The following is a 22,601-nucleotide window of genomic DNA, read 5'->3' on the forward strand; positions in this document are numbered from 1 at the left end:
AATTTTATTAGGAAGTTTCTCCTTGCAAAAACCCCTATTTTTTGATATTTTCGTCAAAATTTCTGATCCATGGACCCGAAGCTTCAAACCAGTGAGGACATTTCCTTCGACGAATTTCGGAAGCAGATACTGAACGATTACCAGATCGCCGTAATGAGTCGGGAATGCAGCCTGCTAGGAAGGCGGGAAGTTCTCACGGGAAAAGCAAAATTTGGCATCTTCGGGGACGGGAAGGAATTGCCGCAGCTCGCCATGGCACGAGCCTTTAAAAATGGCGATTTTCGAAGCGGCTACTACAGGGATCAGACCTTTATGATGGCCCTTGAGCTGTTGACTCCAAAAGAATTCTTCCACGGCCTGTATGCCACCACCGATCTGGAAAAAGAGCCTATGAGCGCAGGTCGTCAGATGGGAGGGCATTTTGGGACGTACAGTCTCAGCGAAGACGGCACCTGGAAAGATCTCACCCAACAGAAGAACAGCAGTCCGGACATCTCCCCTACGGCCGGACAAATGCCCCGGCTTCTCGGTTTGGCACTCGCCTCCAAAGTCTATAGAAATGAAAAGGGCCTGCGAGCTGAAAAGTTTACGGACAATGGAAATGAGGTCGCCTGGGGTACGATAGGTAATGCGAGTACGAGTGAAGGTCATTTTTTCGAAACTATCAATGCGGCCGGGGTCTTGCAGGTTCCTATGGTCGTCAGTATCTGGGATGATGAATACGGAATCTCTGTGCCTGCCAAATACCAGACCACCAAGGAAGATATCTCGGCCATTCTATCGGGTTTCCAGCGAACGGAAGTCGAACCCGGGTATGAAATCCTGAAGGTAAAAGGTTGGGATTATACTGCCCTGATCCACACCTACGAGAACGCCTCTGATATTGCTCGGGAAGAACACGTACCTGTCATCATACACGTAACGGAACTCACCCAGCCACAAGGTCACAGCACCTCGGGATCGCATGAACGCTATAAGAGCGAAGATCGACTGGCCTGGGAAAAAGAGAACGACTGCAATAAGCGCTTCAGGGAATGGATACTTTCGAATCGCATCGCCTCTGAAGAGGATCTGAAATCACTGGAGAAAAAGATCAAGACTGAGGTTCGTATGGCGAGGAAAGATGCCTGGAATGAATTCCTTAACCCTCACAAGGAAGACAAGAAGAAATTGGTCGGCCTGCTCGAATCACTGGCACAAAGCAGCCCGAATAAGGCTTTTATTTCCAGGATCAAGAATGATCTCATCGCAGTGGAAGAGCCTCTGAAAAAAGATCTGGCTTCTCTTTCCAGGAAGGCCCTGCGCTATGTTCTCGGTGAGACTACTCCACAGAAAAAAGCCCTGGAAGAATGGATCTCTGGTTTCATGCAAAGGAACCAGCCTCATTTCAGCTCTCACCTCTACAGTGAGTTGCCCAACAATGCGACAAACATCCAAGAGGTATTGCCTACATACGATGACAACCCGGAACAGGTAGATGGCAGGATCATCTTGCGGGATAATTTCGATGCTCTTTTCTCTAAGTATCCCGAGTTGATGATCTTCGGGGAAGACAGTGGTGCCATAGGGGATGTCAACCAGGGACTGGAAGGATTACAGAAAAAATACGGGGAGATCCGCATCTCGGATACCGGAATCCGGGAAGCTACCATCGTGGGACAGGGCATAGGTCTTGCCCTGAGAGGACTGCGGCCTATAGCCGAGATCCAGTATCTCGATTATCTCATGTACGGCCTGCAAACCCTGAGCGACGATCTGGCCACCCTGCTCTACCGAACCGTGGGCAAACAAAAGGCACCCCTAATCGTAAGGACCAGGGGTCACCGTCTGGAAGGGATCTGGCATTCAGGATCACAGATGGGTGGTATCATCCACCTGCTGAGGGGGATGTACATACTGGTACCCCGAAATATGACCAAAGCAGCCGGTTTCTACAACACCCTGCTGAAAAGCGATGAGCCTGCGCTGATCGTTGAAAGCCTCAATGGATATCGCCTCAAAGAGGCGAAGCCCGCAAATTTGGGAGAGCTGTGTACGCCGATCGGACTCGTAGAAGTAGTAAAACCAGGTACAGATATTACCGTGGTCTCTTATGGTTCCACCCTGAGGATCGTCCTGGATGTGGCCGAGGAATTAAAAGAGGTGGGCATAGACGCTGAAGTGATCGATGCACAATCACTCCTGCCCTTCGACCTCCACAGTGATGTTCTCAAAAGCGTGAAAAAAACCAGCCGTCTGCTCATCGTCGATGAAGATGTGCCGGGTGGATGTTCTGCCTATCTCATGCAAGAGATCATAGAAAAACAGGGAGCCTACAGGTATCTCGACAGTGCTCCTCAAACCCTTAGTGCAAAAGCGCACAGGCCGGCTTATGCCTCGGATGGGGATTATTTTTCCAAGCCCAATGCCGAAGACATTTTTGAAAAGATCTACCAGATCATGCACGAGGCCAGCCCTTCGGATTTTCCTGAGCTTCGCTAAGTAAAAAATCCTTTTCCTTCTCTTATAATTGTCCTATGTTTAGGGATCTCAACCCTGAGCGTATATGTCTGTAAAGAAGATCCTTGAACAAGAGTACAGCCTCGAGGTATTTCACCTTGCACCCATGGAGGGGTATATTAGCACCAACATTAAGGTGGAATCGGATTCGGGGATTTACGTTTGTAAAAAATATACGGATACTCAGCGAACAAGGGAGGAACTCCAGGCCGAGGACAGGGTTCTGGACCTGTTGGGAAAGATAGAGAACTGTGCTTTCTCCCGCCGGATCTGCACCAAAACCGGGGCGCCCTATGCGGAGCATGAAGGTTCGCTTTACAGGCTCCTGACCTATCTGGAGGGACAATTCCTGGCCACTGTCCCTCAGAACCCCGAGTTACTGGGCGACCTGGGAAGAATCCTTGGCAGGATGGATTCCTTACTGTCTTCCACCTCTGAAGTTGTTCTTGAGGCAAAAGACCTCGATTGGGACTTAAGGAATACCAACCGCTGCCTTCCCCTGCTCCATCAGATCCCTAGTCCCTCCGACAGAAGTCTGGTGGCTTATTATCTCCTGCAGTTCGACGACCAGATATCGCCTGTATCCCATCACTTTAGAAAATCACTTATCTACGGCGATGCCAATGACTGGAATATCCTCACCGACGGCAAGAAAGTAACAGGGATCATCGATTTTGGTGATATTTGCCATACCTGGACAATAAATGAGATAGCCATCGGGATGACCTATGTGATGATGCACAAAGATCACCCGCTGGAGTTTGGGAGATACGTTCTGGAAGCCTACCACAAGGAAATGCCTCTTACAGAACTCGAATGTGACAGCCTGTACTGGCTTATCGCGGCCAGGCTCTGTATCAGTGTTTGTAAATCTGCTGTAGCTTCTGGTGGGAAACAAGCATCTTCTTACATCACCATCAGTGAAAAAGGGGCCTGGGCTTTGTTATACCGGCTACTGAAGATCAATCCGATTACGGCGGCCAATTCTTTCAGGGAAGTTTGCGGATTCAGTAAGCAGGATACGGTATCAACTGCCGGACTCCTCAAGAACAGGAAGGAGCACTTCGGGAAGAACCTTTCCATCAGCTACGCGGATCCCATTCCCATGGACCGTGCAGCTTTTCAGTATATGTATGATACAAAGGGAAACACCTTCCTGGATGCTTATAACAACATCATGCTTGTGGGTCACTGCCATCCCCGGGTGGTGGAGGCAGGCCGAAGGGCCATGGCTAAACTCAATACCAATACCCGTTATCTCTACGAAGCCCTGGAGGAATACAGCTCTGCCCTCCTTGCCAGGTTCCCCCAGAAACTCAACAAGATCTATTTCGTGAATTCAGGCAGTGAGGCCAGTGACCTTGCCATCAGGATGGCCAAATACCATACCCGGAAGAAAAAGGTGGCTGTGCTGGACAGCGGCTATCACGGGCACACCCAAACAGGGATGCAGATCAGCGCTTACAAGTACCAGAACCCGGGCAGTGAAGGCAAGCCGGAGGAAACTCTTGAATTGTCTCTGCCCAAGGTATTTGGCAGTCCCTGGAAGGATGACGGAACGGCCGGACAAAACTATTCCCGGGAAGCCATTGAAAAGATACAACAAACAAAAGGTGAGATTGCGGCCTTCATTGCTGAGCCCATAGTAGGCTGTGGTGGGCAGGTACCGCTGGCAAAAGGATATCTGAATGCGGTATATCCGGAGATCAGAGCGCAGGGAGGCGTTGTCATCAGCGATGAGGTACAGGTAGGTTTCGGAAGGCTTGGAGAAGTATTTTGGGGCTACGAACTCTATGGAGTTGTCCCGGACATGGTCATACTGGGTAAACCGATGGGCAACGGGCATCCTATAGGTGCCGTGGTCACTACGGATGAAATCGCCGAGTCCTTCGGACATGGCCCTGAATTTTTCAGTTCTTTTGGCGGGAATCCCGTTTCCTGCCGCATCGGGCTGGCGGTCCTGGAGGTAATTGCGGAAGAGAACAGGCAGGAACACGCTAAGAATACCGGTGAATACCTTAAGTCTGGCTTAAACGATTTGAGGAATAAATACCCGGTAATTGCAGATGTACGGGGTCATGGCTTGTTTCTTGGAGTGGAATTAACCAACCAGGACGGCCAGCCCCTGACCAAGCTCGCTTCGGTCCTTAAGAATGAATTGCGAAATCAATTTGTCCTGGTAAGCACGGACGGACCCTTTGACAACGTACTAAAAATCAAGCCTCCTTTAAATTTCAACCGGGAAAATTCGGATGAGCTCATTTTTAAAATGGACATGATTCTCGGCCAAAACATTGTTTTATTCTAAAAAAACTTTACATTTATTTAACATATCCCCAAATATCATGAAAAATAGCTTACAAGTTAACATAGGATTGGCCCTGCTGAGAATCTCTGCTTCCGCTATGATGCTGGCTCACGGCTATCCCAAATTCCAGAAACTTATCTCAGGAGATTTTGAGTTCGGTGATCCTATCGGACTCGGTGCCACGCCTACCCTTTTTCTGGCGATAATTGCAGAGTTTATATGTCCGATCCTGATCATTATCGGTTTTAAGACCCGTTGGGCTGCCATTCCTACTGCAATAACGATGGCGGTGGCCGCATTTATCGTTCATGGTGAAGACCCGTTTGGAACCAAGGAAAAAGCATTGCTCTTCCTCTCCATGTTCGTGGTGATCATGTTATTGGGACCCGGCAAATTCAGTGTGGACAAAAAATAGTCTACATGATCTTGACCAGCAGTTCCTTTAACAGGTCGCCCTGGCTCATGTTGTAGGCTCCCACCCCTTTTCCTTTCATATCGAGTTCTCTCAGGTAAGACACAACCTTACTTGATTTCTTCATTGAATAATTCCTGGCTGCAACCTGGAACTCATCAACGAAATACGGATTGATCCTCAGCGCACTGGCCACGTTCCGGGGTGAATGGTCATTGAGTCCGTGATACTGAAGCAATTGGGTGAAAAAGGTATGAAGCAGGGAAACCGTTACCACAAAAGGGTTGTCCTTCGGATTCTGGGAGAAATAGGTGGCGATGCGTGTGGCCTTTACGATGTCCTTCTCCCCTATGGCCTTCTTCAGTTCAAAATTGTTGTAATCCTTGCTGATGCCAATGTGTTTTTCGACTACCTCAGGGGTGATTTCAGTTCCTTCAGGTAGCACAACGGAAAGCTTTTCCAGTTCATTATGGATGCGACTGAGGTCCGTCCCCAGGAATTCCACTAACAAGATAGAGGCCTTGTGCGAAATGGGATACCCTTTGGACTTCAGTACCCTGCGGATCCATTCCGATACCTGATTCTCATACAGCTTTTTGCTTTCGAAAACCAACCCATTTGGCGCCTTTAAAACTTTGTGGAGCTTTTTTCGTTTATCCAGTTTCTTGTATTTGTAACAGATCACCAAAACCGTGGAGGGCTGAGGGTTTTCTGCATAAGGTGCCAGTTGTTCTATGGTCCTGGAGAGGTGCTGTGCTTCTTTGACAATGATCACCTGGCGTTCAGCCATCATAGGAAAACGCTTGGCATTGGAAACGATATCGTCTATGGATACATCCTTTCCGTAGAGGACCATTTGGTTGAACCCCTTTTCTTCCTCGGTAAGAACATTCGCTCCTATGTATTCCGCGATCCGGTCTATGTAGTACCCTTCATCCCCCATCAGAAAATAAACAGGTAGTATTTTCCTGTTGCGGATGTCATCAATAAGTCGTTTTACTTCTTCCATCAAAAAAAAAATCGACAATTTTGCGGGATGGAAAATCTGAATTTTCCGGGGTACCATTTTCGTTTCAAAAATAGCGAAAATAACCCCCTGATCTTTGATGTGGTCCGCAAAAAATTTGTGGCCTTGCAACCCGAGGAATGGGTGAGACAGCATGTTGTCCGATACCTGCATGAAACCAAGAACTACCCTCTGAGCCTGATCAATGTAGAGAAGCAGATCAGGGTTCACACCCTCTCAAAGCGCTTCGACATCGTCGTGTACTCCCCAAATGGAGAGATTGAGATCCTGGTAGAATGCAAGGCGCCCAAAGTAAAGATAACAGAGGATTCATTCGACCAGGCTGCCAGGTACAACCTCGATCTAAGAGCTCGTTTTCTGCTCGTTACCAATGGGTTGGACCACTACTTTTGCAGGATCGACTATAAGAATTCCTCTTATATTTTTATCGAGGACTTCCCTTCTTATACGGGGAGAACCGCATAAAGCTGTGGTTTTAACCTACCCGGCCATATGCGATTTATTTCTTTACTTTGTGGCCTTGCCTACTTCACCTGTCGCGGCAATAAATAAATCCGGAATCTGAACATGTTGAACTTAGCGGTCGTCATACTCAACTGGAACGGAGAAGCCCTGCTTAAAACCTATTTGCCTTCCGTGATCGAAAATTCCGTGGAAGCAGATATCTATGTGGCAGACAATGCATCAACCGACGGGTCTGTGGCATTTCTACGAAAAAATTATCCCGAGATCAAGATCATTCAGAATTCTACCAATGGGGGTTTTGCCAAAGGTTACAACGATGCCCTGAAGGAGGTCGATGCAGATGTGTACTGTCTCCTTAATTCGGATGTGGAAGTAACCCCAAACTGGCTGAACCCTGTCATGGAGATCTTTGCAGAAAATCCGGATGTAGCTATCGTTCAACCCAAGATTCTCGACCTGCTTAAACCCGATCACTTTGAATATGCTGGGGCTGCAGGAGGTTTTCTGGACCAGCTGGGATATCCCTTCTGCCGCGGCAGGATCTTTCAGTCGCTCGAACGGGATACCGGACAATACAATGATGTCTGTGAGATCTTCTGGGCAACGGGTGCTTGTATGTTCATACGCAAAAAAGTCTTTGACGAGCTCGGGGGTTTTGACGAGGACTATTTCGCCCATCAGGAGGAAGTAGACCTCTGCTGGAGGGCTCAAAACAAAGGGTATAAGATCTTGTACGTAGGTCGATCTGAGGTCCTTCACCTTGGTGGCTCTACCCTGAGCAATATGAATCCCAAGAAGACCTACCTGAACTTCAGGAATTCCCTCTTCTCCATTACCAAGAACCTTCCCCGCAAAAAAGCGCTGGTGATCATCCTGTTTAGGCTCTTACTAGACGGGATCGCCGCCATCCGTTTCATACTCCAGGGGAAAGGCAGGCATTGCATTGCCATCCTCAGGGCACACCTGAGCTATTACCGGCAATTCAGGAAGATGTATCGAAAACGGGAAAAAACAGATTTCGTAATAAAATATTACAAGACAAAATCCATTGTCCTCTCCCATTACGTATATAGAATAGGGTCTTTTAACGAATTAGTAAAAGATTAACTAAAACCTTATATTACAGAATCCGCTTTTATATAATTTTGATCCCAAATAACAATAAAACCTAACAAAATCAATAATTCAAAAATTAAATCACTTAGTAAAATGAAGAACATATTATTAGGAAGCCTGGGAATGATGATCTTACTCTCCTCCTGTGTTTCCCAAAAGAAGTACGCCGAATTGGAAGCCAAACAAAAAGAGACCCAGGACCTGCTGAATTCGGCCACGGTAAAACTGAACAGTTGTTTGGAGGACAAGGCGTCAGCTACGGCCCGACTGAAAACCCTGGAAGATCAGAATGCTTTCCTGAAAGCCAATAACCAGGAGCTGATCAACAACATGGGCAACCTGACCACCCTGACCACCAAAGGAGCTGAGAACCTTGAAAAATCTCTGGAAAGCCTGCAGGAAAAAGATCTTACCATCCGCAAATTGCAGGATGCCATCACCAGGAGGGATTCGGTTAACCTTGCACTGGTACAAAGCCTGAAAGGGGTACTGGGCAACCTGGATGACGAGGATATCGAGATCAGCGTCGAAAAAGGAGTGGTATTTGTATCCATTTCCGATAAACTGCTCTTCAGCTCCGGAAGCTACAATGTAACTGCCGCTGCCAAAGAAGTTCTTGGAAAAGTGGCCAAGGTTGTCAACAACAAACCCGACTTTGAATTCATGGTCGAAGGACACACAGACAACGTACCTTATCAGAGCGGAGTTCTTCTTGACAACTGGGATCTCAGTGTGAAAAGGGCTACCTCTATCGTCAGGATACTTCAAAATGATTTCAAGGTGGATCCTGCCCGTATGACTGCAGCCGGTCGCAGCTACTACGTGCCTCTTATGAGCAACGACACAGCTGCCAATCGTTCCAAGAACCGAAGGACACGCATCGTAGTACTGCCTAAACTGGATCAGTTCTACAGCATGATCGAGGAAGGAATGAAAGACCCAGCGATCAAATAAGATCCTTAGAAAAGATGAAACCTAAACCGCGGTACTCAGTATCGCGGTTTTTTATTTAAAGAATGTCCAGAGAACCCTTCCCCTCTCTCACTACCTCAGGTTCAAATCCGGACAGATCGATCACCGTGGAGGGCACATTTCCCCCATAGCCCCCATCTACGACGACATCGACCAGGTTGTGCCATTTTTCCAGGATCAGCTCCGGATCCGAAGTGTACTCGATCACATCGTCTTCGTCTCTTATGGAAGTCGATATAATGGGATTTCCTAGTCCTTCCACCAATGCCCTGGCAATAGCGTTATCGGGAACCCTGATCCCTACAGTTTTCTTATTCTTGAAGGCCTTGGGCAGGTTGTTGTTTCCTGGGAGGATAAAGGTATACGGTCCGGGCAGGGCCCGCTTCAGGATCTTGAAAGTGGGCGTATCTATCTGCCGTACGTAATCCGAGAGGTTGCTGAGGTCTGCACAGATGAAAGACCAATTGGCCTTTTCGAGTTTTACTCCTTTTATACGCGCTATCCTCTCCAGGGCTTTGGTTTTTGTGATATCGCATCCCAGACCGTATACGGTATCCGTCGGGTAGATGACGAGTCCGCCTTTGCGCAACACCTCTACCACCTTTTGGATCTCCCTGGGATTGGGATTCTCATTGTAAATCCTGATGAATTCTGCCTGCATACCTGTCAGTTTAAAACTTCAAGCTTGGCAAACCGGAGCAGCAGTTTCTTTACATCTCCCCTCTCAAAACGGATCTCTGCTTTTTTGTCATTTCCTGCTCCCTCGAGTTTGATCACTTCCCCCTTACCGAAGCGCGTATGATTTACCTTTGTGCCGACAGAGAGTTCCGGAATATCTTCCTGGGTCCGCACTGAAGGCTCACCCAAATTAGGCCTTATCTTTCTGAGCTTCCTCAACTGATCGGGGCTGGGTCTTCCAGTGGACGGAGGTGTACCATTGGTGGGTTTTTGCTGCCTGAGCCTGCTTTTATCGACTTCCCCGAATATGTCCGAGCTGATCAGTGGCTTGAACCTGTAATTATCAACGGGCGTTAGATTGTCAATATACTTCTCGTCGATCTCTTCCAGGAATCGGCTTGGCTCTGCATCGATCAGCTTACCCCAGCGATAGCGGTTTTGTGTATAAGTGAGATAGGCCTGCTTTTCCGCTCTTGTCAGGGCCACGTAAAACAATCTTCTCTCCTCCTCCAATTCACTCCGCGTATTCATACTCATTGCCGAGGGGAAGAGGTCCTCTTCCATTCCGACGATGTAGACATAAGGAAATTCCAATCCCTTTGCCAGGTGAATGGTCATCAGGGCTACCCTGTCATCATCGGAAGTATCCTTGTCCATATCCGTGGCAAGGGCCACATCTTCCAGGAATTCCGTGAGGTCGCCTTTGGCATCTGCCAGTTCCTTCTGTCCCTCGACAAAGTCTTTGATCCCGTTGAGCAATTCCTCAATGTTCTCCATCCGTGCGATCCCTTCCGGGGTCCCGTCTTTTTTGAATTCCAACAGGATCCCTGATTTCCGGGCCACGTGCTCCGCCAGGGTGAAGGCATCTGCATTCTCATTCATGATCTGGAAACTCTTGATCATGTTCACGAAATCCTCAAGTTTCCGCTGGGTTCCCGAATTGATCTTCAGATCCAGCTTATCGAGGTTTTCTATGATCTCGAAGATGGATTTCCCGTATTGGTTCGCAGCCACGGTAAGGCGGTCTATGGTGGTCTGTCCTATCCCCCTTGCCGGGAAATTGATGACCCGTTTCAACGCTTCCTCATCCTTAGGGTTGATGACCAGCCTCAGGTAGGAAAGGACGTCCTTGATCTCCTTCCGCTGGTAAAATGAGAGTCCGCCGTAAATCCTGTAAGGTATATCCCTTTTTCTCAGGGCATCCTCGATGGACCTCGACTGGGAATTGGTGCGATAGAGGACCGCAAAGTGGTTATTCGGCAACTGCTGCTGCATTTTGTTCTCGAAGATGGACCCTGCGACAAACCTCCCCTCCTCTGCATCCGTTGGTGAGCGGTGCAACTTGATCTTACTGCCTTCGTCATTGGCGGTCCAGACCACTTTCTCGAGCTGATTCTTATTCTTGGCGATGATCGCATTGGCCGCATTCACGATGTTCTTGGTGGAGCGGTAATTCTGCTCGAGCCTGTAAACGGCCACATCATCGTAATCCCTCTGGAAGTTCAGGATGTTCGTGATGTTGGCCCCCCGGAAGGAGTAGATACTCTGGGCATCATCCCCGACCACACAGATATTCTGATACCGGTCTGAAAGGGCTTTGACGATCAGATACTGAGAGTGATTCGTGTCCTGGTACTCATCCACCAGAATATATCGAAAACGGTCCTGGTACTTGAGCAACACGTCAGGAAAACGGGTAAGTAACTCATTAGTTCTCAGAAGAAGATCATCAAAATCCATGGCCCCCGACTTAAAACAGCGGTCGACATATTCCTGATAGATATCTCCTAACCTGGGTCTTTTGGCCATCGCATCCGCTTCCATCAATTCCGGATTCTGAAAATAGGCCTTCACGGTGATCAGGCTGTTCTTGTAGGAGGAAATGCGGTTCTGAATTTGTTTGTACTTGTAGATGTCCTTATCCAGACCCATCTCCTTGATGATAGAAGCGATGAGTCTTTGTGAATCCTGTGTGTCGTAAATGGTAAAGTTGCTAGGGTAACCCAGTTTATCCCCATCGTACCTCAAAAGGCGGGCGAAAACCGAGTGGAATGTCCCCATCCAGAGATTCTTGGTTTCCGAGGTTCCGACCAGCTCAGCGATACGCTTTTTCATCTCCCGTGCTGCCTTGTTGGTGAAGGTCAGGGCCAGTATATTGAACGCATCCACATCCTGATGCATCAGGTGGGCAATGCGGTATGTCAATACGCGCGTCTTCCCCGACCCTGCTCCGGCAATGACCATAAGCGGTCCGTCCTTATGCAGGACAGGTGCTTTTTGGGCCTCATTGAGATGGTCTAGAAATGGTTTCAAAAAATTATCGGATTTTAGACCGTGAAGTTAGCCATATTTGACCGTTTGCTGAAACCCCAAATGTATTTTTATTGTGATCCCAAGATCGCTTTTCTGTACAATTTAAATATCTTTATCAGTCATTTTAAACTATGGGATCAAGACCTTTATTTACTCTCATTATACTTTTGGTTTCATTTCCCTTGCTCTTTACGGCACAGAGTAAGCAGGCAGGACCCGTAATCCCAACACATGGCGCTGTATGGCCTGTAGAAAATCCGGATTACAAGACCAGATTGGATGAACCGCTCAAGGTGGTTTTCGATATCATGGAAAGCCCGGACTCGCCCGATCAGATCAATGCCCGGATAGAGACCGCTGCCCGCTTCCTCAACATGCATGCCCAGGCCGGTGTGCCCACCGAGAACCTGCACGTGGCTATTATTGTTCACAACAAGGCCTCCAAGGATATCATCAAAGGGGGTGCCTACAGAGAACGCTTCGGGGTGGAGAATCCCAATGAACAACTGGTAAACGACCTCCTTCAGGCAGGCGTTCAGGTAGTTTTTTGCGGTCAGTCATCCCTGTCCAGAGGCTTTCCCAGAACCGAGACCATCGAAGGTGTACAACTGGGGCTTTCAGCCATGACCGCCCTTATCCAATTTCAAAATGACGGTTACAGACTCGTTAAATTTTAATCTTCAGATATGAAAAACATTTTACTAACGGCATGTATGGCCGTTTTATCGCTAAGCGTATTTTCTCAGGGAAGCGGACTGGACAAGTCCTATGCCCAAATCGAACCTAAGGTGATCGAATGGCGCAGGGATATCCATCAGAACCCCGAACTCTCTAATCGAGAATTCAAGACCGCTGAGAAGATCGCTGCACATTTGCGTTCACTCGGGATCGAAGTTCAGACAGGGGTAGCCCACACAGGGGTCGTCGGTGTCCTTAAGGGCAATTTCCCGGGGAAAACGGTGGCCTTAAGAGCCGATATAGACGCCCTCCCCGTTTACGAGAGGAATGACCTGCCGTTCAAATCTACGGTCACATCCGAATTCCTTGGGGAAACCGTGGGAGTGATGCACGCCTGCGGTCACGACACGCACACCGCTATTCTCATGGGTGTGGCGGAGGTCATGGCAAAAAACAAGGATAAGATCAAAGGCACTGTCAAATTCATATTTCAGCCGGCCGAAGAAGGACCGCCTCCGGGAGAAGAAGGAGGAGCCTTGTTAATGGTCAAGGAAGGCGTATTGAAAAACCCCGACGTAGATGCCATCTTTGGGCTCCATATCAACTCACAGACTCCTGTGGGGGTGATACGATACAAGTCTGGTGGCGCTATGGCGGCTGGACAGAGCTTTACCATCCATGTGAAAGGGAAACAGAGTCACGGTTCACAGCCCTGGGCCGGAGTTGATCCCATTCTGATCAGCGCCAAGATAATAGACGGGCTCCAGACCATCATCAGCAGAGAAACCGAACTGACCAATGAGGCTGCGGTGATCACGGTAGGCAAGATCAAAAGCGGGGTCCGCTTCAATATCATCCCCGAGAGTGCTGAAATGCTGGGGACGATCCGTACACTTGACTATGGCATGAAGGAAAAATTGAACAGAAGGATGATGGAGATGGTGCCTACTATCGCGAAGGCGTATGGAGGTGAGGCTACTATTGAGATCAGGGACGCCACGGATATCACTTATAACGATCCCAAGCTGGTGTCTGCCATGCTGCCTACATTAGAACGGGTTGCCGGGGAGGACAATGTACAGGAGCAAAAAGCCATCACGGGAGCAGAGGATTTTTCGTATTTCCAGAGGGAAGTGCCGGGGTTCTTCTTCTTCCTCGGCGGAATGACGCCAGGGAATACAAAGCCCTTCCCCCATCATACCCCTGATTTTTTTATCGATGACAGCGGATTAATCCTGGGCGTGAAAGCACTTACGGAATTAAGCCTCGACTACCTTAACAGGTCCTGAATATTTTAAGGAATATATTTGAACATTGAACTCATGAAAAAGAAACTCATACTGCTGGGATGTGTAACCTGTCTTGCTGTTGCCGGCTATTCACAAAGCAAAAAGGAACTCCTGCTCAGGCTCGAAGAAAGGGATAAAGAGATCCTTAATTTGAAGAACGATCTTACCGCCAGTAAACAGGAAGCCGCAAGGTACAAGGCTGAGATGGAGGCTGTGAATTTTCAGATGGAAGAACTCAAGGCCACAAACGCATCACTCCTTCAGAATCTGACGAATTTTACGGAACTCTCCAACAAGAAGACCGAAAACATCAGTAAATCCCTGGAAACCCTGAGAAACAAAGAAATTCAACTTAAAAAGATCAGCGATGCCCTTACGAGTACCGATTCTACCACCCTTGCGTTGCTCACCTCCTTTAAGAACACCCTGGGATCTGAGGTCAAAACGGGACTGAGCGGGGGTGCCGTGACGATTATCCTCGATAACCTCTTCCTTTTCAAGGAGGTCGACAGAAATTATCAGGTAGTTCCTGAGGCTCTCCCGGTACTGGAAAAGGTCGCATCAGTGCTGAAAAAACATCCCGGTCTCAAGATCATGGTGGAGGCCAACAGCAATGCTCTTGAATTCAAGGATATAAAACTTAAGGATAACTGGGACCTGAGCTCCCTCCAGGCCTCGTCCGTGGTAAGAGTTCTCGCCGACACTTATGGGATCGATCCTAACCGTATTCAGGCTGTGGGGAAAAGTGAGTATGGATTTAACGGGATAGAGACCACTACACGCATCAGGATTCAGCCGCCATATGAAAAGTTCTACGGCACGATACGGGAGATGATGAAATAACGATAAAAACCGGAGATCCACAGGTATGACACCTGTCCTATACTTTTTATCGGTTCCCGTCGTTGTAGAATCGTAAACCAAACTAAACACCAAAAAAATGTCTGGAGACGATATCTTCCAAATGTTCGGCTTTTTGTTACCCGCCGTAGTCACCGGAGTCGTGGCTTTTTATTTTTTCAGGCTCCACACCCGTAACGAAGAAGGCAGGAGGCGTTACCTGCTGCACAAAGAAAGCCAGAAAAGCGCTTTACCTATCAGGTTGCAGGCCTATGAAAGGCTCGCCCTGTTCCTGGAACGCATCTCCATCCCGAACCTGGTGGTGAGGGTGGCACCCAAATCGGCAGACAAGGCAGCGTATGAGAACCTTTTGATCAAGAATATCGAAAATGAATTCGAGCATAACCTTTCCCAGCAGATCTATATGAGCGATGAGTGCTGGAATGTGATCAAAGCGGCTAAAAGTGCAACCATACAGGCGATCCGCAGGGCGGGAATGAGCGAATCGGATTCTGCTGACAAACTCAGGGAAGATATCCTCAACGAGACCATGGATATGCAATCTCCATCAGCCACCGCCCTCGCCTATGTAAAAAAGGAGATCAGCGCCCTTTGGTAGGTTACTCCAATTCGATCTGGAGCTGACTTTGCTGCTGGCTCTTAGTTTCAGCATACTGAAACCCACTCTCCCACCATGAGGTCATCTTGTCTTTCTCAAAGATGAGGGAATTGGTCGTAAGGACGATAGGCGTGTAATAGAAGTTGATGATAGCGTCGTTGTTGTTGGCTACAAACTTCCCGATCCGGATATTCTGCCGTTCAATGCGATCGAGCATAAATGCGAACATGTTGGTCAGCAGGGAAAAGGCATTGCGGGAGGGCATACGGTTAAAATGTGTGGTCTCTGTATGCAGGATGATGGCGTCAACCACCTTGGCCCCTCTTTTAATGGCTTCTTCGATAGGCACCATGCTCCCGAGTCCGCCATCGGCATACTCACAACCTTCTTTTCTGACCAGGCTCATAAAGGGGGTATAGTTGCAGGAGATCCAGATCCACTCACAAAAATCGTCGTATTCAAAATCGTTGATCGATTTGTATTCCACCTGGTTGAGCGAGAGGTTGGAGACCGTCACTATGATGTCTTTGGGCCCGTGTTTGAGGATCTCGAATTCTTCCGGGGTAATAGTATCCCTGATCAGTTTAAGAAGGTTGTGGCTTTCGCCGAAGGTCTTGCTGCCGCGATAGAAGTTTTTCAGGACGTTCCAGTGGGCGATACCGATATTGGAGACACCGTGCTTTTTCTGAATGGTAAAGGGACAATTGCTGAATATACTGTTCTGATCCACAGAGGTATATACATCCTTGATCTTCTGTATTTTTTGCAGGGCGAGGTGAGAGATCAAAAGACTTCCCGTGGAAGTACCCAGAAAGAGGTCGTAATGGTGTTTTTTAACTTCCATCAGGTATTGGGCAACACCGCCAGCGAATGCACCCTTGCTCCCACCTCCTGAAATGACCAATGCTCTCATTAATTTTCCAGTTCTTTTTTCAGATACTCGTATTCCTCACCCCGGAGTTCGTTCAGAATTAGTTCAAACTGCTGCCTTCTCCCGGGTTTATCCAGCTCCCTTTTCAGGATGTTCCTGGCGAATTGTCTGAATTGCCAGGACGGATACAAGGCCGCATTGATCAGGTCTTTCAGGTTCTTTCGGGAATAAGGAAAAACCTCCCCGATAAGGCTGAAAGCCAGTTGTCTGACTTCCATCGGAAACTGCGGGGCCGTATACGCGAACAGTTCTTCCCTGTACATATTCTTTTCAACATCAGAGCCGTAATCCCTGGTCAAGATAGCTAAAAGAAGCCATAGCTGGCGTATGTTTTTGTTTGGAAAACCTGTGATGTCTTTTACTTTTTCCAGATAGAGGATCCTCCTGTCAGGGTGGTGAAGCCATAATCTGTACAATGCATTCTCCTGGGTTGTATAACTGTCATCATCCAGGAGGGATTCATAATACGGGAGCAAGTCGCCTTCATCGGACCCCGGGATCAGTGAGAGGGCCTGCCTCACCTGAGTACTTCGTGTTTCAAAGGCTTTTTTCAAGAACTCTGAGGAAAGTGACCTGTGGTAGGATAGAATCACCCGCTTTTTGAATTGCTCGGAGTCTGTTGTATCCCAGTACCTGCGGATGATGGACTCGTCTTCTGCCGGACTGGTTGTCAGTTCCTGACTCAGGTTTTTAAAAAGATCTATGGGGCGATACGACCGTCTCAGATGGTCCATCACTTCCCTATACGGGAAGTTCGTACTTTCCAGCCAGGATTCTCGAAAGTGCTTCAGATCCCGAGCCGATAATGTGTTGGAGATATCTGTGAAATCTGATACCGCAACATTCTTAAAAGAATACGTCTGCAGGAAATCTGTGATCGTCTTCCTGTAAGCCTCCTCCCCCATAATTTTCCTGAGCATCAGAAGAGCGAGTCCGCCCTTATCATAAAAGGTCAGGCTGCTCGCTCCGGGATCGAGGAGGGATTCTCCCCGGCCTTCCCTGGCTTGTTCACTCAGGATCTCTGCCTTGTCGTACAGCATCCAGTAGAACTCATCTTCCCCCAGAAATTCCTTTTCGGCAAGCCAGGCATAGTAGCTGGCAAACCCTTCATGCAACCAGTGACTGGAGGCATCTACTTCGGTCACCAGATTTCCGAACCACTGGTGCGCGAGCTCATGGGCGTTGACATTGACAAAATTCCGGTCGGTAAAGGCGGTGGAATCAATCACGTAGGCATCTGAAAACAGGGTAGTTCCGGTATTTTCCATCCCGGCATATAAAAAATCCCTCACCGGTACCATTTTGTAGTTCTGCCACGGATATGGAACCCCAATCTCTTTTTCGAAAAAGTTGAAGACCTCCCGACTAAAACGGTAAGTAGGTTCTACCCGGAGACTGTCGCCAGGATAATAATACATGTCAATAGGAATGCCAGATCCGGATTCTATTCTCTTGGAATCATAGTTCCCTACAGCAAATGCCAGGAGGTAACTGCTCATAGGCTGGTTCATCTGCCATCGCCATATCCTCTTTTCGCCTTCATCTTGTATTTCAGCAAGCTGCCCGTTGGCAATGACGTCATAATTCTTGTCGACCCCGATCTCAATGCCAAAAGTGACCTTTTCGGTCATCGAGTCAAAACTGGGCACCCAATGACTGCTGTATTTTCCCTGCCCCTGCGTCCAGATCTGTTCGTTTCCTGCAATGGAATCGTTCCATCCCAGGAAATACAAAGCCTGGGCAGGCTGGCACTGATATTCAATTTCAAGATCGTACTTCCGTTCCGGTCGTAATTTTTTCCTGATCACGAGGGCTCTTCCGTCATAGGAGTACCTTGCTTTTTTCCCGTTTAGTAAAACCGCCTGTATCTGCATATTCCTCGCATCGAGAAATACAGAATCTGTTTTGGAGATGGAAGTGAATTCGTACCGGACCCGGCCGATTACCCTTTCTTCCAGAGGAAGCAATTCTACCCCGATGTCGCCCTTGATAAAATCCCAGGCCGTGTCATCCTGCGCAGCAGACGAACCAATCAATAAGAAGATACTTGCAATCGTGAGGACACGCTTCATATAACCGGGCATTTCCCTTCCAAAATTAGTATTTTGATCTGTTGGAGTTGAATGATGTAACCGTTAATTTAGTGAAATGAAAACGGATCTGCTGCAAACCCCGATCACGTATCTCAAAGGGGTGGGCCCCAACAGGGCTCAGGCATTGCAGTCAGAGTTGGGCATCACCACCTATAACGATCTCCTGCACTTCTTCCCCAACCGGTATATCGACAAGACCCGGTATTACAAGATCTCCGAACTGGAACGCAATTCGGCTGAGGTGCAACTCATCGGGAAGATTGTCCATATCAAGACGGTTGAACAAAAAAGAGGAAGCAGGCTTGTCGCCAGGTTTGTGGACGATACCGGAGAGATGGAACTGGTCTGGTTCCGCGGCCATAAATGGATACGGGAACAACTGCAGCTCAACGTACCCTATGTCATCTTCGGAAGGACGAATTGGTTCAACGGGCTTTTTTCCATGCCGCACCCGGAGATGGAGCTCCTGGCGGCCCATGAACAGGGAATGCGCATCCATATGCAACCCATCTACCCGTCTACAGAAAAATTGAGCAATAAAGGGATCACGAATCGGGTCCTGAGCAATATGGTGCAGCAACTATTTTCGGAGACCGGAGGGGTATACGGGGAGACGCTGTCTAAAGACCTGCTGGACGACCTGAAGCTGGTCTCCCGTTCGGAAGCCCTGTTCAACATCCATTTTCCAAAAGATCAGAAAAAACTAGCCAAAGCTCAGTTCCGATTGAAACTGGAAGAGCTCTTCTTCGTACAGCTCCAGCTGATCGCCAAGAAACTACTTCGAAAAAAGAAGATCAAAGGTCTGCCTTTCGAGCATGTCGGAGAACATTTTAACACCTTCTACCGGGACTTTCTCCCATTCGAGCTGACAGGGGCACAACAAAGGGTGATCAAAGAGATCAGGGCCGATCTGGGAAGCAACGCCCAGATGAACAGGTTATTGCAGGGCGATGTGGGTTCCGGAAAGACCATCGTCGCTCTGATGAGCATGTTGCTTGCCATAGACAACGGGTACCAGTCTTGTCTCATGGCTCCCACAGAGATCCTGGCCAACCAGCATTTCAACAGCCTGAAGGAGGTCCTGGGGGATATGAAAATAAACATAGCCTTGCTCACGGGTTCAGTTCGGAAATCGGACAGGAAGGGTATTCACGAAGCGCTGGAAGACGGATCTCTTCACATCCTTGTGGGAACCCATGCCGTGCTCGAACAAAAGGTAAGGTTTAAGAACCTGGGGCTGGCCATCATTGACGAACAGCACCGCTTTGGGGTGGCCCAGCGATCCAAACTCTGGAAAAAGAACGACATCCCACCTCATATACTGGTCATGACAGCCACCCCTATTCCCAGGACCCTGGCGATGAGCCTGTACGGCGACCTGGATATCTCGGTAATCGACGAATTACCTCCCGGCAGAAAGCCCGTGAAGACCGTACACCGGTATGATACCAACAGACTGAAAGTATTCCGATTTCTCAAAGATGAGATCAAAAAAGGCCGGCAGGTCTATGTGGTCTACCCGCTGATCCAGGAATCCCAGGCTTTGGACTACAAGGATCTAATGGATGGTTATGAAAGTATTTCCAGAGAATTTCCCCTGCCCGATTACAGGATTTCCATAGTTCATGGGCAGATGAAATCAGAAGACAAGGATTACGAAATGGCCCGGTTTGTCAAAGGAGAGACTCAGATCATGGTAGCTACCACTGTAATTGAGGTGGGGGTGAATGTTCCCAATGCAACGGTGATGATCATCGAAAGTGCCGAGCGCTTTGGCCTCTCACAGCTTCACCAGCTTCGTGGCCGGGTGGGCCGCGGAGGTGAGCAGAGCTATTGTATCCTGATGACGGGCCACAAGCTATCGGCTGATGCCAGGACGAGGATAGAAACCATGACCCGTACCCAGGACGGTTTTGAAATCGCAGAGGTAGACCTCAAATTAAGGGGGCCCGGTGACCTGATGGGGACCCAGCAGAGCGGTCTCCTCAACCTGAAGATCGCCGATATCGTTAGGGATAATGAGATCCTGAAGACCGCACGGTATTATGCACTTCGGGTCCTGCAGGAAGACCCCGATCTGGTCCTGGAAAAGAACATACCCATCAGGCATACTTATGCCGAGCTCCTCAGGCACAAGAACATCTGGAACTACATCAGCTAGTATAAAACCACCTCAAACTACCGGCAGATCGCAGGTTGAACATCGTAATTTCAAAAAGGGGAAATTTCATTTCAATTCCCTATTTTATAGTTTTGGTCGCTTAGAATAATCTGAATATGAGTACAGGTAGAACACTGTTTGACAAAGTTTGGGATGCACACGTGGTGCGAAAGATTGAACAGGGACCCGATGTCTTGTTCATAGACCGCCATTTGGTACATGAAGTTACAAGTCCGGTGGCTTTCCTCGGCCTGAAAAAACGAAAGAGCAAGGTGCTCTATCCCGGCAGAACATTTGCCACAGCAGACCACAATACGCCCACCCGTAACCAGCACCTCCCGGTTAAAGACCCACTGTCTGCCAACCAGTTGAGGGCCCTGGAGGAAAACGCCAGGGAGCACGGGATCCCCTACTGGGGACTGGGGCACAGGAAAAATGGGATCGTCCACGTGATCGGACCTGAGAATGGCATTACCCTGCCCGGGGTGACTGTGGTATGCGGGGATTCTCACACTTCCACACACGGAGCTTTTGGTGCCATTGCATTTGGAATAGGGACCTCAGAAGTGGAAATGGTCCTGTCTACCCAGTGCATTATGCAGCCCAAGCCCAAAAGGATGCGGATCACGATCGACGGACAATTAAATGCGGCGGTGACCCCAAAGGATGTCGCCCTATACATCATTTCCCAATTGAGTACTTCAGGGGCCACGGGTTATTTTGTGGAATACGCCGGAGAGGTATTTCGGAATATGTCGATGGAAGGAAGGATGACGGTCTGCAATCTGAGCATTGAAATGGGCGCCCGCGGCGGTATGGTCGCCCCGGATCAAAAAACCTTTGATTACATAAAAGGAAGAGAATACACGCCTAAGGGTGCCGACTGGGATAAGGCGATGGAATACTGGGAGACCCTGTATTCCGATAAGGACGCCCAATTTGATAAAGAAGTCGTATTCGACGGTTCAGCCATAGAACCCATGATCACCTATGGAACCAACCCGGGAATGGGCATGGGCATCACCTCCGGTATCCCGAGGGCAGAATCCCTGGATGGCGGAGTAGCCACTTACAGGAAGTCTTTGGAATACATGGATTTCAGCGAGGGAGATGCTATGTTGGGGAAAAAGATCGATTTTGTATTTCTCGGCAGCTGTACGAACGGGAGGATCGAGGACTTCAGGGCCTTTGCCCAGGTGGTAAAAGGTCGCAAAAAAGCAGATAACGTAACGGCCTGGCTGGTACCGGGCTCACATCAGGTGGAAGAGGCTATCAGGGAAGAAGGAATTTTGGAGATCCTGGAGGAGGCCGGATTCGAACTCCGGGAACCAGGGTGTTCGGCCTGTCTGGCAATGAATGATGATAAGATCCCTGCGGGAAAATACGCCGTGAGTACTTCCAACCGCAACTTTGAAGGCAGGCAGGGACCGGGCGCCCGAACCCTTCTTGCGAGTCCGCTTGTAGCCGCTGCAGCTGCCGTGACGGGGAAAGTAACAGACCCCAGGGAGTTACTCGAATTAGAAACTGCTTAAAAGAGAAGAGAAAATGGCATACGATAAATTCAATACGCTGAGAAGCACGGCAGTTCCCCTGCCCATAGAAAATGTGGATACGGACCAGATCATCCCTGCCCGATTTCTGAAAGCTACGGAGCGCAAAGGATTCGGAGATAACCTCTTCAGAGACTGGCGCTATCATCCGGATAATACACCCAAGGAACACTTTGTGCTCAACAATCCGATCTATGGGGGAAAGATCCTGGTGGGAGGGAAAAACTTCGGTTCCGGTTCCTCCAGGGAACACGCGGCCTGGGCGATCTACGACTACGGTTTCCGATGTGTGGTCTCCAGCTTTTTTGCAGATATTTTCAGGAACAACTGCCTTAACATCGGGGTGCTGCCTGTACAGGTGAGCCCTGAGTTTCTGCAACGCATCTTTGAGGAGATCGAGAAGGATCCCAAAGCTGAACTGACCGTGGATCTTCCTGAGCAGAAAATCAGGATTGAAGCCACGGGGGAAGAAGAGGACTTTGAGATCAATGCCTATAAAAAAGAGAATTTGCTCAATGGATATGACGACATCGACTACCTGTTGAGTATGAAGGAGGAGATACAGGCATTTGAGCACGGTCTTCCTCTTTAAAAAACGGAAAGTATTATGGCCGAAACAGCACCCGTACCGGTTAAAAAAGCAGAGGAAA

Annotated in this window: 18 protein-coding genes; 13 read left to right on the top strand and 5 right to left on the bottom strand. The window is 48.7% G+C overall.

The genetic code is table 11. From position 1 onward, the window contains the following. Positions 1–69: 69 nt before the first annotated feature. The 3 genes from IEV19_RS01710 (at position 70) to IEV19_RS01720 (ending at position 5,222) form a co-directional block, all read left to right on the top strand. Positions 70–2,481, top strand: a complete 2,412-nt coding sequence (locus IEV19_RS01710; RefSeq protein ID WP_188368979.1) for an alpha-ketoacid dehydrogenase subunit alpha/beta — start codon at positions 70–72, stop codon at positions 2,479–2,481. 64 nt (positions 2,482–2,545) lie between these two features. Further along, complete coding sequence (locus IEV19_RS01715; RefSeq protein ID WP_188368980.1) at positions 2,546–4,807, top strand: aminotransferase class III-fold pyridoxal phosphate-dependent enzyme; 2,262 nt, start codon at positions 2,546–2,548, stop codon at positions 4,805–4,807. 37 nt (positions 4,808–4,844) lie between these two features. Next, positions 4,845–5,222, top strand: coding sequence for a DoxX family protein (locus tag IEV19_RS01720; RefSeq protein WP_188368981.1), 378 nt, complete (start codon positions 4,845–4,847; stop codon positions 5,220–5,222). A 1-nt stretch (position 5,223) separates the two neighbouring features. Here the strand turns inward: IEV19_RS01720 and holA are convergent, their stop codons facing one another. Beyond that, positions 5,224–6,228 carry a DNA polymerase III subunit delta gene (gene holA, locus IEV19_RS01725; protein WP_188368982.1) on the bottom strand — a complete coding sequence of 335 codons (1,005 nt, stop codon included), beginning with the start codon at positions 6,226–6,228 and terminating at the stop codon, positions 5,224–5,226. A 27-nt stretch (positions 6,229–6,255) separates the two neighbouring features. Between holA and IEV19_RS01730 the strand changes: the two genes are divergently transcribed. The 3 genes from IEV19_RS01730 to IEV19_RS01740 all read left to right on the top strand — a co-directional run bounded on the left by IEV19_RS01730 (position 6,256) and on the right by IEV19_RS01740 (position 8,781). Further along, positions 6,256–6,711: a type I restriction enzyme HsdR N-terminal domain-containing protein gene (locus tag IEV19_RS01730; RefSeq protein ID WP_188368983.1), complete on the top strand. Its 456-nt coding sequence runs from the start codon at positions 6,256–6,258 to the stop codon at positions 6,709–6,711. Between the two features lie 102 nt (positions 6,712–6,813). After that, a complete protein-coding gene (locus IEV19_RS01735; protein ID WP_188368984.1) occupies positions 6,814–7,818 on the top strand; it encodes a glycosyltransferase family 2 protein in 1,005 nt (334 codons plus the stop codon). Positions 7,819–7,920: 102 nt separating this feature from the next. Then, the gene (locus IEV19_RS01740; RefSeq protein WP_188368985.1) at positions 7,921–8,781 is read left to right on the top strand and encodes an OmpA family protein; all 861 of its coding nucleotides are present in this window, start codon (positions 7,921–7,923) and stop codon (positions 8,779–8,781) included. Between the two features lie 55 nt (positions 8,782–8,836). Here IEV19_RS01740 and IEV19_RS01745 read toward each other — a convergent pair whose 3' ends face one another. Together IEV19_RS01745 and IEV19_RS01750 are read right to left on the bottom strand one after the other, a co-directional pair. After that, positions 8,837–9,460 carry an L-threonylcarbamoyladenylate synthase gene (locus IEV19_RS01745; RefSeq protein ID WP_188368986.1) on the bottom strand — a complete coding sequence of 208 codons (624 nt, stop codon included), beginning with the start codon at positions 9,458–9,460 and terminating at the stop codon, positions 8,837–8,839. A 5-nt stretch (positions 9,461–9,465) separates the two neighbouring features. After that, entirely contained in the window at positions 9,466–11,790 is a 2,325-nt protein-coding gene (locus IEV19_RS01750) for an ATP-dependent helicase (protein ID WP_188368987.1), read from the bottom strand. A gap of 131 nt (positions 11,791–11,921) precedes the next feature. Between IEV19_RS01750 and IEV19_RS01755 the strand changes: the two genes are divergently transcribed. The 4 genes from IEV19_RS01755 (at position 11,922) to IEV19_RS01770 (ending at position 15,216) form a co-directional block, all read left to right on the top strand. After that, positions 11,922–12,467 carry a DsrE family protein gene (locus IEV19_RS01755; RefSeq protein ID WP_188368988.1) on the top strand — a complete coding sequence of 182 codons (546 nt, stop codon included), beginning with the start codon at positions 11,922–11,924 and terminating at the stop codon, positions 12,465–12,467. A gap of 9 nt (positions 12,468–12,476) precedes the next feature. Then, entirely contained in the window at positions 12,477–13,757 is a 1,281-nt protein-coding gene (locus IEV19_RS01760; RefSeq protein ID WP_188368989.1) for an amidohydrolase, read from the top strand. Positions 13,758–13,790: 33 nt separating this feature from the next. Beyond that, positions 13,791–14,600, top strand: coding sequence for an OmpA family protein (locus tag IEV19_RS01765; protein ID WP_188368990.1), 810 nt, complete (start codon positions 13,791–13,793; stop codon positions 14,598–14,600). Between the two features lie 97 nt (positions 14,601–14,697). Next, positions 14,698–15,216 (top strand): DUF7935 family protein, encoded by a 519-nt coding sequence (locus IEV19_RS01770; RefSeq protein WP_188368991.1) that lies wholly within the window; start codon positions 14,698–14,700, stop codon positions 15,214–15,216. Position 15,217: 1 nt separating this feature from the next. Here the strand turns inward: IEV19_RS01770 and IEV19_RS01775 are convergent, their stop codons facing one another. Together IEV19_RS01775 and IEV19_RS01780 are read right to left on the bottom strand one after the other, a co-directional pair. Beyond that, complete coding sequence (locus IEV19_RS01775) at positions 15,218–16,129, bottom strand: patatin-like phospholipase family protein (RefSeq protein ID WP_188368992.1); 912 nt, start codon at positions 16,127–16,129, stop codon at positions 15,218–15,220. After that, positions 16,129–18,219 carry a M1 family metallopeptidase gene (locus IEV19_RS01780; protein WP_188368993.1) on the bottom strand — a complete coding sequence of 697 codons (2,091 nt, stop codon included), beginning with the start codon at positions 18,217–18,219 and terminating at the stop codon, positions 16,129–16,131. The genes IEV19_RS01775 and IEV19_RS01780 overlap by 1 nt, the downstream gene beginning before the upstream one ends. A 76-nt stretch (positions 18,220–18,295) precedes the next feature. Between IEV19_RS01780 and recG the strand changes: the two genes are divergently transcribed. The 3 genes from recG (at position 18,296) to leuD (ending at position 22,543) form a co-directional block, all read left to right on the top strand. After that, entirely contained in the window at positions 18,296–20,401 is a 2,106-nt protein-coding gene (gene recG, locus IEV19_RS01785) for an ATP-dependent DNA helicase RecG (RefSeq protein WP_188368994.1), read from the top strand. A gap of 116 nt (positions 20,402–20,517) precedes the next feature. After that, entirely contained in the window at positions 20,518–21,933 is a 1,416-nt protein-coding gene (gene leuC / locus IEV19_RS01790; protein ID WP_188368995.1) for a 3-isopropylmalate dehydratase large subunit, read from the top strand. 13 nt (positions 21,934–21,946) lie between these two features. Beyond that, a complete protein-coding gene (leuD, locus tag IEV19_RS01795) occupies positions 21,947–22,543 on the top strand; it encodes a 3-isopropylmalate dehydratase small subunit (protein ID WP_188368996.1) in 597 nt (198 codons plus the stop codon). Positions 22,544–22,601 lie beyond the last annotated feature (58 nt).

It is taken from the genome of Muriicola marianensis (genome assembly GCF_014638095.1).
Taxonomy (GTDB): Bacteria; Bacteroidota; Bacteroidia; order Flavobacteriales; family Flavobacteriaceae; genus Muriicola; species Muriicola marianensis.